Raw genomic sequence first — 12,734 nt, forward strand, 5'->3', positions numbered from 1 at the left:
GCTCCGGCCGGTCGTGGACGCCGCCGGCCGGTGCCGGCCGGCAGGTCGGCACTGCTCCCACCCCGGGTGTCGGCGGCGAAACGGTGATCGGCAGGGCCCGAGGTGCGGGCCCTGCCGATCGGTGGTGCGGAGGTCGTTCAGGTGATCCGACGGCCCGGTCTATCCCGGGCCACCGGCCGACGTCAGGAACCCCCGAGGTCAGCAGGTGCGCATTTTCAGCGCTGCCGGGTGAGCAGACCCGGCCGGTAGGGCAGCAGGCCGTAGTCGACCCCGTTGGAGCTGGGCGACCGGCCCTGGTAGAGCAGTTGCAGGTTGCACGGGTCGATGGTCATGGTCTGGTCCGCGCTGGTGCGCAGCAGCTCACCGTGGCTGATGTCGTTGGTCCAGGTGGCACCGCTGTTGGCCTTGCCCGCGAACGGGTTGCTCTCGGTCGCCGCGTTCGGCGTCCACGAGCCGTTCAGGCTGGTGGCGGTGAAGGACCGGAAGTAACGGCCCTGGGAACCGATCGCCTCGACGATCATCAGGTACTGGTTCTGGCCCGCGACCTTGTAGACCTGCGGCGCCTCGAACAGGTTGTTCGTGGTGTCGCTCATGATGGTGGTGTAGCTGGAGCCGAAGTTGCCGGGGAAGTTCCCGATCGGCATGCTGGCCCGGTAGATCTTGCCGTTGTCACCGGCGAAGAACAGGTACATGTTCTGGCTGTCGGCGATCAGCGTCTGGTCGATCGGGCCGGTGCCGGAGCCGGAGATGCTGCCGGTGAACATCGTCTGGGCCGGGCCCCACCCGTTCGGGTTCGTCGGGTCGGTCGACGTGCGGTAGGAGAACGCCGCGCCACCCCACTGGTAGGCGAGCACCCAGATGTTCTTCGGCGCGAAGTAGAACAGCGACGGCGCGACGGTGCCGGAGTTCATGCCGTTCTGCGACGCCGAGGCCATCTCCGACCAGTTGGTGAACAGGCCGAAGTTCATCGACCCCCATGAGCTGCCGAAGTCGTGCGTGGTCGCGTAGACGAGCTGCCTGCCGTTGTACGGCGCGACCGTGAAGTCCTTCAGCGACACCCAGCCCGACTTCGGGTTGGCCAGCGAACCCGTCGACGACCACCGGTACGACGACGGCAGCGTGCAACTGCCGCTCGGCGGCGGGGTCGTCGTGGGCGGGGTGGTGCCACCGACCCGGACGAGCTGCCACTGTTGGTTGGTGCCGTTCCAGTCGGCGTACTGGACGATGTTGCCGCCATCGGCGGTGGACGCGCCCTGCACCTCGACGGCCTTACCGCTGTTGCGGTTGATCAGCTGAATGTAGCCCTCGACGTCCTGGATGCTGAACTGCTGGTTGGTGCCGTTGTTGTCGGTCCACTGCACGATCGGTCCGCCGTCGGCGGTCGACTTGCCGGAGACGTCGAGCACCTTGCCGGACAGCTTCGACTTCAGCCGGTAGTAGCCGCCGCCGGAGTCGACGAACTGCCACTGCTGCTGACTGCCGTCGTTGCGGGTCCACTGGGTGATCCGGGCCCCGTCGGTGGTGGCCAGGTTGTAGACGTCGAGGGCCTTGCCGCTGTTGCGGTTGACCAGCACGTACGAGGCACCCGTGTCGATCGTGGCGGCAGCGGCCTCGGTCGCGCTGGCGGCGACGAGGACACCGCCGCTGAGGGCGGTCAGGATCGCCGTGGCCGCCGGCAGCAGCCATCGCCGCCGCCGGGGGCCGGACCGGCGGGGAGCCGGGCCGGGTCGGTCAGCCTGGAGATGCATGGGGGTGCTCCTTCATGGGGGACGGGTGGTGCCTTTCCGGGGATCCCGGTGCGGTGGCCTGCGGTGACGGTGTCACCGAGACCGGGTGGTGTGGTCGGCCCGCGCGTGCCCGGTGTTCCTTGGTCGGGGCCGGAACCGGCCAGGCAATGTGAACGCTCACATTGGCGGATGACCGGCGAACACTGTGTGGACGGACAGGAAGGGGCGAACGGGCCGGCCGGGGTCCCATTCAGATCCGGCGATGTTACCAGAGCGTTTCGAGTGACTCAAGAGCTGCTCACAGTAGGTGACCACACCGCAGCCACCGCAGCCAATCGGTGCTGCGGCGATCACCACGGAATTGAATGTTAACGCTAACGAGAGTGCTGGCCGGCAATGACGACCCCCGTCCGTTCGGGCGGGTCACCACCCTGGAGGAGATCCGGATCCCTTCCGCTCCGGTGGGTGATGTGTCATCTTCGATTGATGGGGGTCGGTGGCCGCGCGGGCGGACGAGGGCGCGTCCGGGCACGCGGGCACGGGGCGGAAGCACGGTGCCGTTGAGCGGCGGGGTGCGGTCGACCCCCCGTACCCGCCCCCGCACCGGGCTCGCCGTCGGCCTGCTGGTCGTCGCCCTGCTGGCCCTGGTCGGGGGTCTGGCGTACGCCGCCCTGCTGCACGTCCAGGGCGCGAAGATCCGCCACGAGCTGGACTGGGCGATGGTGCACGGCCGCCCGGCCGACCCGTCCGGCTGCACCTGGATCTTCGGCGGCGCGAGCGACACCGGGCACGCCGGTGCGCCGCCGGCCGGTTTCCCACAGCACGCGGCCATCCACGCCGTGGCCCGCACCGGCCGGCCGCAGGTCGACCAGGTGGCCCGCAACGGCACCGTCTACCACGTCCGCACGCAACTGCGCGGCGACGAGGTCGTCCAGGTGGTCTTCGACGCCCGTTTCCAGCTCGCCGAGCGGCGACACCTGCTCTGGGGGGTGTCGGCCGCCGCGGTGGCGGTCCTGGTCGCGGCGACCGCGACCGACCTGCGGCTGCGCCGCCGGTCGGTGCAGCCGCTGACCGAGGCGCTCGACCGGCAACGCCGCTTCGTCGCCGACGCCAGCCACGAGCTGCGGGCCCCGATCACCCGGGTGCACACCGCCGCCCAGTTGCTGGCGCAGCGGTCGACCTGCGCCGACAGCGGAGCCGACCGGCGGGACCTGGACCGGCTGCTGCGCACCACCCGACTGCTCGGGGAGATCGTCGACGAGCTGCTCCTGTCGGCCCGGCTGGCCGACCCGTCGGCGGTGACCCGGCCGCTGACCCCGGTCGACCTGGCGGCACTGGTCGCCGAGGCGGTCGAGGCCGACGCGCCACGCGCCGCCGCGGACGGCGTGACGTTCACCGTGGCCGGCGCGGACGCTCCGGTCCCGGTCTGCGGCGTCGGGTCGGCGCTGCGCCGGGTGGTGACGGAGCTGCTGACGAACGCCCTGCACCACACCCCGCCCGGCGGCCACGTCGAGGTGCGGTTGCGACCGGCGTCCGCGGACCACGTCGAGCTGGTGGTCAGCGACTCCGGTCAGGGCCTCGACCCCCGACACACCGACCGGATCTTCGACCGGTTCCACCGTGGCCCCGGGGCCGGGGACCGCCGGGTCGGGCTCGGTCTGGCCCTGATCCGCGAGGTGGTCACCGCGCACGGCGGCACGATCAGCGCGGCCGGCCGACCGGGGACGGGAGCCACCTTCACCGTACGGCTGCCGACGGGTGGTGGGCAGCAGGACGGCCCGCCGCCGGGTGTCGATCCCACCGGGACCCGGTGGCCGTTCTGCTGGTGGGGGGCGTACCGCGAGCGGTCGGGTCAGCGCGACGAGCTGAGCAGATTCTGATCGGCGAGATATTCCGCCGGTCAACCTTCTCCCGTTTCGGTGCGACCATGAACGGATGACCGACCCGTCACCCCCGGCGCACGGCCCGTTGCTCCTCGTCGAGGACGACGTGGAACTCGCCGACATGCTGGTCGAGCTGTTCCGTCGGGCGGGGTACCGGATCGATCTGGCCCGCGACGGCCAGCGGGGACTGCACCTGGCGCTACGCGGCCCGTACCAGGTGATCATGTTGGACCGGCGGCTGCCGGCCATCGACGGGGTCGACCTGCTCATCCGGCTGCGGCGACGCTCCGTCGCCGCCCGGGTGCTGATGCTCAGCGCGCTCGGCGACCTCGACGAACGCATCCGGGGCCTCGACGCGGGCGCCGACGACTACCTACCGAAACCGTTCGAGGTGCCGGAGCTGATGGCCCGGGTACGGGCATTGACCCGCCGCCGCTTCGACGGGGCCGAGCTGATCCCGATCGGGGCCGGGCAGCTCGACCTGGCCCAGCGCGGGGTGCGGCTGCCCGACGGTCGGGAGGTGACGCTCAGCGGGCGGGAGTTCGAACTGATCCGGCTGCTCGCCAGCCAACCCCGGATGGTGCACAGCCGCAGCCAGCTGCGCGGGCGGGTGTTCGGCGCGGACCGGACCGAGGCGGTGGTCGACACGTACGTGCACTACCTACGGCGCAAGCTCGGCGACCGGGTGGTCCGCACGGTGCACGGGCTCGGCTACCAGATCGGCGCGCTGTAAGCCGGCCGTCCGGGACCCGCCGGGTCCCGGACGGCCGGAGGGCTCAGCGACCCGCGAACCGGGCCGGGCGTTTCTCCAGGAAGGCGGCCATGCCCTCCCGCTGGTCCTCGGTGGCGAACAGGGCGTGGAAGGCCCGCCGTTCGAACAGCACCCCGGCCTGCACGCCGACCTCCTCGGCCTGCCGTACCGCCTCCCGGGCCAGCATCGTCGCCAGCTTGGGGTGCCCGGCGACCACCGCCGCCGCGGCCTTCGCCTCGGCCAGCAGCCGGTCCGTCGGCACCACCCGGGACACCAGACCCCACCGGTACGCCTGCACCGCGTCGAGCTGCCGCCCGGTGAGGACCAGGTCCATCGCCCGCGCCGGACCGATCAGCCGGGTCAGCCGCTGCGTGCCGCCGATGCCGGGCATCACCCCCACCCGCAGCTCCGGCTGGCCGAACCGGGCATTGTCCGCCGCGAAGATCAGGTCGCACATCATCGCCAGCTCGCAACCGCCGCCGAGGGCGTAGCCGGCCACCGCGGCGATCTTCGGGGTACGCAGCGCGGCGAACGCGTCCCAGCCGGCGAAGTGGTCCTCCAACGCCACGTCCAGGAAGGACTTGCCGGCCATCTCCCGGATGTCCGCCCCGGCCGCGAAGACCTCGTCGGAGCCGGTGAGCACGAAGCAGCCCACCCCCGGATCGCGGTCCAGCGGTCGCAACGTCTCGACCAGCTCCGTCAGCAGCGCCGTGTCCAGCGCGTTGCGCACCTCGGGCCGGCACAGCCGCACCGTGACCACCCGGTCGTCCTTCTCCACGGTGATCCTCATCGTCGCCTCCATGTCGTCAGGAATCCCAGATGGCGCCGTACGCGGGCACCCCGCGTTCCTCCATGCCCCGCACCACCTGCCAGGTCAGCGGGCGGTTCGAGATGCAGATGACCGCCTCCGCGTCGAATTCGCGGTACGCCTGCCAGGCCAGCCGCAGCATGTCGGGCTTGCCGTCGCGGGCGGTGTCCCACAGCAGCGCGTCGGGCTGGTGGGCGAGGATCTCGTCGACCAGCCCGTCGCCGAAGGTCTCGCGGTGCCGGCGGGCCACCCAGACCAGGCGGGCCGGCACCTGCCCGGCCAGCAGGTGCGGCAGCACCGGGCCGATCCCGCTGCCGGTCGCCACGTACACCACCCGCCGGAACAGGGTCTCGATGTTGGCCACCCCGGCGGTGCTGATCCCCTTCACCCAGAGCCGCTGCGGCGCGTCGTCGATGAACCGCCCGGTCCAGTCGCCGGCCCGGGAGACGGTCAGCCGGAACCCGCTGCGGCCCGGCGCCGGCACGTTGGCGAAGGAGTGCCACTCCCACAGCGGGCTGCGGCTGACCGCGGTGGACGAGCCGGGGAACGGGGTCACCCCGTGGTCGAAGTGGACCAGCGCCACGTGCGACGAGGGGCGTTCGACCACGACCGGCACCCGGCGCAGCCGCAGCCAGGGCAGGGCGATGCTGGCGGTCAGCACCGCGAGCACCCCGCCCTGCGGGGAGGTGGCCAGCGCGGCCGGCCCGCCGGCCAGGAAACCGGCCTGCGCCCAGAGCAGCAGCAGGACCGCCCAGCCGCCGAGCCGGTGGGTGCGTTCGAACAGGTCGTGTCGGCGCGACCGTACCGGTGGCAGCGCGGTACCGACGACCGCCAGCAGCCCGACGGCGGCGGCGTACCCGGTGACCAGCGCCCCGGCCGGCGCGTCGCCGACGGTCAGCGCGCCGAGTTGCGCCAGGTACCAGGCGGTCCCGGCCAGTGCCGCGCCGACGTGCAGCCCGCCGAAGTGGTAGACCTTGCCCAACGTCGCGCGGATCCGCAGCGGCCAGTGGGTGGGTGCCCGGGTGGCCAGCCAGAAGAGCAGGTTGACCACGTACTGCTGGCGTACCAGCACCGCCAGCGCCACGTTGGCCAGTGCGGCGGCACCCAGCGCGCCGGGCGCGGCGGGGCCGCCCCACCAGCCGGCGGTCAGCCCGTACGCCAGCAGGGCGAGGTTGGTCGCGACGACCGCCGCGACCAGGCGGTGGTGGTGCATGAACCGGGGATGGGCCAGCAGCCGGCGCAGCGTCGAGCCCGGCGTTGGCGGCGCGTCGCCGGTCGTGGCCGCCGCCGCGGTACGCGGACGCGCCGCAGGAACCGGCGGGGGTCGCAGTCCGGTGGTGCTCACGCCGCCGCCTCCTCGATGTGCGCCCACTGCCACCGCAGGTCGAGGGCGATCCGGCGTAATGCGTCCCGGTCGACCTTGCCCCGCCCGGTCATCGGCAGTTCGGGCAGCGGGTGCACGGCCGCCGGCACGCAGTAGTAGGGCAGCGCGGCGGCCACCGTGTCCCGACACCGCTGCGGGTCCAACTCCGCCGGGGCGACGAAGGAGACCAGGTCCCGGTCGGTCAGCCGGAGCGTGACCGCCAGCCGGCAGCCGGGCACCGTCTCCAGCACGGTGGAGACCGCGTCCAGTTCGACCCGGAACCCCCGGACCTTGACCTGGTCGTCGGTGCGGCCCAGGTGTTCCAGTTCCCCGTCGGCACGCCAGCGCCCCCGGTCCCGGGTGCGGAACATCCGCCGGCCACCGCCCAGGAACGGGTCGGGGGCGTACCGCTCGGCGTTGAGCGCGTCGTTGTCCAGGTAACCGGCGGAGACGCAGTCACCGCCCGCCCACATCTCCCCGGTCTCGCCGATGCGGCAGGGCCGGCCGTCGGCGTCGAGGACGTAGACGGTGTTGTTCGGGGTCGGCCGGCCGATGGTGAGCGCCCCGCCGGGCCGGTGGCGGTGCATGGTGTTGACGATGGTGGTCTCGGTCGGCCCACAGCAGTTGTAGAAGACCCGGCCGACCGCCCACCGGTCCGCCAGCGGACGCGGACAGGGCTCCCCCGCCACGGCGACCACCCGCACCCCGGCGCACCGGTCCAGGTCGATGCGGCCGAGCACCGACGGGGTGGCGATCACCACGTCGGCGCGGGCGGCGGTGGCGGTGAGGTCCCGGTCGCGTACGAGCAGGGTGCCGCCGTTGGCGAGGCAGCCGAGGATCTCCCAGGCCGCCATGTCGAAGGCGACGTTGAGCAGTTGGGCGACCGTCCGTCCGGGCCGGATCCCCAGGTCGCCGGGGGCGGTGAGCAGGATGTTGGCCACGTTGCCGTGGGTGACGGTGACCCCGTTGGGGGTGCCCGTGGTGCCGGAGGTGAACAGCACGTAGCAGCCGTCGTCGGCGCGGACCGGCCGGTCCGGGACGGGGGCGGTCAGGTGCTGCCCCGGGGGCAGTGGTTCGGCCATCAGCTCGTCGACCGCGAGCCGGGGCACTCCGGGCAGTTGCGGCACCGCGTCCAGGGTGGCCGCGGTGGTCAGCACCACCCGGCACCGGGCCGCCGAGGTGACCTGCCGCAGCTGCGTGGTGGGTGCGACCCGGACGTCCTGTGGGACGTAGGCCGCCCCCGCCTTCAGCGTCGCCAGGATCCCCACCAGCATCGGCAGGGACCGGCTGGCGAAGACGCCCACGGTGTCCCCGGTCCGTACGCCGAGGGCGGTGAGCCGGGCGGCCAGCCGGTTGGCCTGGCGGTCCAGTTCGCGGTAGCCGATCCGTACCCCGAGGTGCTCGGCGGCGACGGCGTCCGGGACGGCGGCGGCCCAACGGGCGAACGCCTGGTGGACGCGCAGTTCGGGGGCGGGCACCCGGGGGCCCTGACCGAACCGGTGGAAGAGCCGACGTTCGCGGGGTGGCAGGTGGTCCAGCAGGGGGCCCCGCCACCCGTCCGGTGCGGTGGGCAGGGTGCCGACCGGGCGCGTGGCCGGGTCGTCGAGCGTGCGGGACTGTCGTACGGACATGGCTGCTCCTGTTCTGACCAGCCGCCCTGCGCGGCGATCGAGATCGATGCTCGCCAATGCAAATGGGAAATCTCTTAGATCCGGCGCGCGACAGCCAGCCCGGGACGACACACCTGCTGGACGTCCACCGGCGACCCGGAACCGGGCAGACCCGGGAGCCGTACGGGGTGGCGGGGCGGGCGGCGGGGGCCGGAGCGGCCAACTCACCTCGACAGGAGCAAGAAAAAGAGAGCCTTCGATGTTAGCGTTCGTTTTTGCACCGGGACGGGAGCGTCCCGCCTCGCCACCGAGGCTCACCAGCCGGGGCGACCGCTCGACCCGGCCGCTCGGCCCGACCGCTCGGCCCGGCCACGGGCGCGGCGGCGCGATTGGTATGACGCCTGCCCGCCGCACCTCGCCGAGGACGCCCGGATTGCTGGCATATTCAGCACCGCGCTCGACGGTCGAGGCATTGACGTTACACACTGGAAACTCTAACGTCTGATGTCTCGGTCGAGCGTGCAGGAAATCACCCCGCACCCCACCCGCCGTCAGGAGGGATCTCCGTGTCCCGTCCCGCGTCCGTCGCCATCCCCGGCCCCGGCAGCCGCACCGAGAGCCGGGCGTCGGTCGGCCGACGCCCGACGGCCGACGGCCGACGCCCCGGCGTACCTGCTGGAGCTGACCTCCGGCGGCGACTGCGCCGCCGCCGGCCCACCGCTGAGGCAGTGGCGCTTCGACCGCAGCACCAACCTGCCGTGGACCGTCGCTCCCGGCTGATCCGCGCGGCGCACCAGCCGGCGCGGGTGTCGCCGCGATCCCCCAGGTCGCGGCGACACCCGCGCCGGACCACTCCCCCGAGGAACGGAGCGAACACGATGAACCACCGACATCTGGTGAGCGCGGGACTGACCGTGCTGCTCGGGGTGACGGCCACCCTCGCCGCCGGCTGCGGTGACCGGTCGGGCGGCGGGACCGCAACGGGCAGTGGCAAGCCGCTGATCGGGGTCGACTATCCCCGCTCGGACACCGACTTCTGGAACTCCTACATCAGGTACGTGCCGCAGTCCGCCGACGGGTTGGGGATCGAACTCAAGACCACCAACTCGCAGAACGACATCGCGAACCTCATCTCGAACGCCCAGACCTTCATGAGCCAGGGCGTCAAGGCGGTGGTGATGGCCCCGCAGGACACCGCCGCCATCGCGCCCACCCTGACCCAGCTGGAAGGTCGCAAGATCCCGGTGGTCACCATCGACACCCGACCCGACAGCGGCAAGGTGTTCATGGTGGTCCGCGCCGACAACCGCGCGTACGGCACCAAGGCGTGCCAGTTCCTGGGCGCCAAGCTGGGCGGCAAGGGCAAGGTGGTCATGCTCCAGGGCGGCCTGGACTCGATCAACGGGCGGGACCGCACCGAGGCGTTCAACGAGTGCATGGGCCGGGATTTCCCCGGCATCAAGGTGTTCGGCGAGGCGACCGACTGGAAGGCCGACGTGGCGGCGTCGAAGTTGCAGACCCGCTTCGCGTCCGACCCGGACATCAGGGGCGTCTACATGCAGTCCTCGTTTGCGCTGTCGGGCACCCTGCAGATCCTCAAGCAGCGGGGCCTCCAGGTGCCGCCGACCGACCCGAAGCACGTCTTCGTCGTGTCCAACGACGGCATCCCCGAGGAGCTGAAGGACATCGGCGAGGGGTTGATCGATGCCACCGTCAGCCAACCCGCCGACCTCTACGCCCGCTACGGGCTGGAGTACGCCAAGGCGGCGATCGAGGGCAGGACGTTCCAGCCCGGCCCCACCGACCACGGCAGCACCATCATCCAGGTACGCGACGGCCTGCTGGAGGACCAACTGCCCGCGCCCCTGGTGACCCTGGACGGCGCACCGATCGGGGGGCAGCCGACCGTGAAGTTCGACGATGCCTCGCTGTGGGGCCGCAACGCATGAGTGCCACCCCGCACCGCCCCGGCGACGGGCCGGTCGGCCAGGACCGACCCGTCGTCGAGGCGGTCGACGTCAGCAAACGGTTCGGTTCCACGGTCGCCCTGTCCGGGGCTGGGATCATGGTCCGGCCCGGTGAGACCCACGCCCTGGTGGGCCGCAACGGCGCCGGCAAGTCGACGCTTGTCGGCATCCTGACCGGGTTGCTGGCCGCCGACGGCGGGGCGGTCGCCTTCGACGGGCGTCCCGCCCCACCACTGGCCGACCGGGACGCCTGGCGGCAACGGGTGGCGTGCGTCTACCAGAAGTCGACGATCATCCCGACCCTCACCGTGGCGGAGAACCTGTTCCTCAACCGGCACGCGCGCTCCCGCAGCGGACTGATCCGCTGGTCGAGCCTGCGACGGGAGGCCGAACAGCTGCTGGCGGCCTGGTCGGTCGAGGTCGACGTACGCCAGCCGGCCGCGACGCTCTCGGTCGAGCAGCGGCAGTTCGTGGAGATCGCCCGCGCGTTGTCCTTCGGTGCCCGGTTCATCATCCTCGACGAACCGACCGCCCAGCTCGACGCCGCCGGCATCAGCCGCCTGTTCACCCGGATCAGGGACCTGCGGGCGCACGGCGTGACGTTCCTGTTCATCAGCCACCACCTGCAGGAGATCTACGAGTTGTGCGACCGGGTCACGGTCTTCCGCGACGCCCGGCACGTCGTCACCGCCCCGGTCGCCGAGTTGAGCCGGCAGGCGCTGGTCGCCGCGATGACCGGGGAGGACGTGACGATGCCGGAGGCCGACCGTCGGCCCCTGACGTCCGACGCGCCGGTGCTGCTGTCGGTACGGGACCTGGTCACCTCGTCCGGCGCCGAGATGTCGATGCAGGCCCGGGCGGGCGAGGTCGTCGGCCTCGCCGGGGGCGGCGGCAGCGGCAAGGTCGAGGTCGCCGAGGCGATGGTCGGTCTCGCCCGCCCGGTGGGCGGGACGGTCAGCCTGGCCGGCCGGGTGTTACGACCGGGCAATGTGCCCGACGCCCTCGCCGCCGGGGTGGGGCTGGTGCCGCAGGACCGGCACCGGGAGGGTCTGGTGCCGTCGTTGTCGATCGCGGAGAACGTCACGATGACCGTGCCGGACCGGATCGGACGGTACGGCCTCATCTCGCCGGCCCGTCGCGACGCCCTGGCCCGGGACACGATCGCCGACCTGACGATCAAGGCGGCCGGGCCGCAGGTGCCGGTCGCCGAGTTGTCCGGCGGCAACCAGCAGAAGGTCGTCATGGGCCGGGCGCTGGCCAACGACCCGCGGCTGCTGGTGCTGATCACACCCACCGCCGGGGTCGACGTGCGGTCCAAGCAGACCCTCCTCGGGGTCGTCGAGGACGTACGGCGGCGCGGCGCCGCCGTGCTGGTGGTCTCCGACGAACTCGACGACCTGCGCATCTGCGACCGGGTGCTGGTGATGTTCCAGGGGCGGGTCGTCGGCGAGATGGCCCACGGCTGGAGCGACAACGATCTGGTAGCCGCCATGGAAGGGGTGGACATCCACCATGTCTGAGACGCTGTCCACCGGCAAGGCGTCGCCTCCGGTGCCGCCACCGAGCCGACCGCCGTCGCGGCACCTGACTCTCGCCCGGCTGCGGGACCTGGCGCTGGTGCCGGCGATCGTCGCGGTGGCGATCGTCGGGTGGATCATCAGCCCGGTCTTCCTGAGTTCCGACAACGTCATCAACGTGCTGCAGAGCATGTCGGAGATCGCCATCCTGGTGCTGGCCCAGACGATCGTGCTGATCACCGGCAAGATGGACCTGTCGCTGGAGAGCACCTTCGGGCTCGCCCCGGGCATCGCCGCCTGGCTGGTCGTCGATCCGGCCCTCACCCGGGGGCTGGGGCTCGGCCTGCTGCCGGACGCCTGGGCGGTGCCGGTGGTGCTGCTGGTCGGGGCGCTGGTCGGGGCGTTCAACGGGCTGCTCATCGTCCGGTTCGGGCTCAACGGCTTCATCGTGACGCTGGGCATGCTCATCATCCTGCGGGGACTGCTCACCGGCATCTCCGGTGGCCAGACCTTCTTCGCGCTGCCCGGGTCGATGACGTACCTCGGTTCGACGAGCTGGTTCGGGGTGCCGGCCTCGATCTGGGTGTCGCTGCTGCTGTTCGCCGTGGGGATCGTGGTGCTCGGTCACACCCGTGCCGGGCGGGCCTTGTACGCCATCGGCGGCAACGCCGACGCGGCCCGGGCCGCGGGCATCCGCACCGACCGGGTGCTGTGGGTCGCGCTCATCGTGGCCAGCGTGCTCGCCGCTCTCGCCGGGCTGCTGATCAGCGGCCGGCTGGCGGCGGTGCCGGCGGCCCAGGGTGACGGCGCGATCTTCCAGGTCTTCGCGGCGGCGGTGATCGGCGGGGTCAGCCTCAACGGCGGCAAGGGCAGCGTCTTCGGCGCGTTCACCGGTGTCCTGCTGCTCTTCATGATCATTAATGTGCTGACCCTGGCCGGGGTACCGGCACAGTGGACGAACTTCCTCAACGGCGCGGTCATCCTGGTCGCCCTGGTGGTCTCCCGCATCACCGGCGGCAAGGCACAGACCTGACCCACCCCGATCCCGCGCGCCACGCCCACGAAGCGGGCCGCAGACCCAGCACCGTTCCCCCCTCCAGGAGTTCCG

Annotated in this window: 9 protein-coding genes; 5 read left to right on the forward strand and 4 right to left on the reverse strand. The window is 72.1% G+C overall.

Annotation, left to right across the window (positions count from 1 at the left end):
- Positions 1 to 215: 215 nt before the first annotated feature.
- The gene (locus JQN83_RS13890) at positions 216 to 1,748 is read right to left on the reverse strand and encodes a non-reducing end alpha-L-arabinofuranosidase family hydrolase (protein WP_208567548.1); all 1,533 of its coding nucleotides are present in this window, start codon (positions 1,746 to 1,748) and stop codon (positions 216 to 218) included.
- Positions 1,749 to 2,281: 533 nt separating this feature from the next.
- Between JQN83_RS13890 and JQN83_RS13895 the strand changes: the two genes are divergently transcribed.
- Positions 2,282 to 3,607 (forward strand): sensor histidine kinase, encoded by a 1,326-nt coding sequence (locus JQN83_RS13895; protein ID WP_307799260.1) that lies wholly within the window; start codon positions 2,282 to 2,284, stop codon positions 3,605 to 3,607.
- 55 nt (positions 3,608 to 3,662) lie between these two features.
- The gene (locus JQN83_RS13900; RefSeq protein ID WP_208567550.1) at positions 3,663 to 4,343 is read left to right on the forward strand and encodes a response regulator transcription factor; all 681 of its coding nucleotides are present in this window, start codon (positions 3,663 to 3,665) and stop codon (positions 4,341 to 4,343) included.
- Positions 4,344 to 4,386: 43 nt separating this feature from the next.
- Here the strand turns inward: JQN83_RS13900 and JQN83_RS13905 are convergent, their stop codons facing one another.
- Genes JQN83_RS13905 through JQN83_RS13915 form a run of 3 tightly spaced genes read right to left on the reverse strand, consistent with a single transcriptional unit; the run spans position 4,387 to position 8,163 of the window.
- Positions 4,387 to 5,151 (reverse strand): enoyl-CoA hydratase-related protein, encoded by a 765-nt coding sequence (locus JQN83_RS13905; RefSeq protein WP_208567551.1) that lies wholly within the window; start codon positions 5,149 to 5,151, stop codon positions 4,387 to 4,389.
- Between the two features lie 16 nt (positions 5,152 to 5,167).
- Positions 5,168 to 6,514 carry an FNR domain-containing protein gene (locus JQN83_RS13910; protein ID WP_208567552.1) on the reverse strand — a complete coding sequence of 449 codons (1,347 nt, stop codon included), beginning with the start codon at positions 6,512 to 6,514 and terminating at the stop codon, positions 5,168 to 5,170.
- Positions 6,511 to 8,163 (reverse strand): amino acid adenylation domain-containing protein, encoded by a 1,653-nt coding sequence (locus tag JQN83_RS13915; protein WP_244252411.1) that lies wholly within the window; start codon positions 8,161 to 8,163, stop codon positions 6,511 to 6,513. The genes JQN83_RS13910 and JQN83_RS13915 overlap by 4 nt, the downstream gene beginning before the upstream one ends.
- An 857-nt stretch (positions 8,164 to 9,020) precedes the next feature.
- Between JQN83_RS13915 and JQN83_RS13920 the strand changes: the two genes are divergently transcribed.
- Genes JQN83_RS13920 through JQN83_RS13930 form a run of 3 tightly spaced genes read left to right on the forward strand, consistent with a single transcriptional unit; the run spans position 9,021 to position 12,659 of the window.
- Entirely contained in the window at positions 9,021 to 10,091 is a 1,071-nt protein-coding gene (locus JQN83_RS13920) for a sugar ABC transporter substrate-binding protein (protein WP_208567553.1), read from the forward strand.
- Entirely contained in the window at positions 10,088 to 11,629 is a 1,542-nt protein-coding gene (locus JQN83_RS13925; protein ID WP_208567554.1) for a sugar ABC transporter ATP-binding protein, read from the forward strand. Before JQN83_RS13920 ends, JQN83_RS13925 begins: the two co-directional genes overlap by 4 nt.
- Complete coding sequence (locus JQN83_RS13930) at positions 11,622 to 12,659, forward strand: ABC transporter permease (protein ID WP_208567555.1); 1,038 nt, start codon at positions 11,622 to 11,624, stop codon at positions 12,657 to 12,659. Before JQN83_RS13925 ends, JQN83_RS13930 begins: the two co-directional genes overlap by 8 nt.
- Positions 12,660 to 12,734 lie beyond the last annotated feature (75 nt).

Source organism: Micromonospora antibiotica (assembly GCF_017599305.1).
Classification (GTDB): domain Bacteria; phylum Actinomycetota; class Actinomycetes; order Mycobacteriales; family Micromonosporaceae; genus Micromonospora; species Micromonospora antibiotica.

What these genes read in the sequence shown, in the direction of transcription:
- JQN83_RS13890 (WP_208567548.1), bottom strand. Translation starts at nt 1,748, where the DNA reads ATGCATCTCCAGGCTGACCGACCCGGCCCGGCTCCCCGCCGGTCCGGC.
- JQN83_RS13900 (WP_208567550.1), top strand. Translation starts at nt 3,663, where the DNA reads ATGACCGACCCGTCACCCCCGGCGCACGGCCCGTTGCTCCTCGTCGAG.
- JQN83_RS13905 (WP_208567551.1), bottom strand. Translation starts at nt 5,151, where the DNA reads ATGAGGATCACCGTGGAGAAGGACGACCGGGTGGTCACGGTGCGGCTG.
- JQN83_RS13915 (WP_244252411.1), bottom strand. Translation starts at nt 8,163, where the DNA reads ATGTCCGTACGACAGTCCCGCACGCTCGACGACCCGGCCACGCGCCCG.
- JQN83_RS13920 (WP_208567553.1), top strand. Translation starts at nt 9,021, where the DNA reads ATGAACCACCGACATCTGGTGAGCGCGGGACTGACCGTGCTGCTCGGG.
- JQN83_RS13925 (WP_208567554.1), top strand. Translation starts at nt 10,088, where the DNA reads ATGAGTGCCACCCCGCACCGCCCCGGCGACGGGCCGGTCGGCCAGGAC.
- JQN83_RS13930 (WP_208567555.1), top strand. Translation starts at nt 11,622, where the DNA reads ATGTCTGAGACGCTGTCCACCGGCAAGGCGTCGCCTCCGGTGCCGCCA.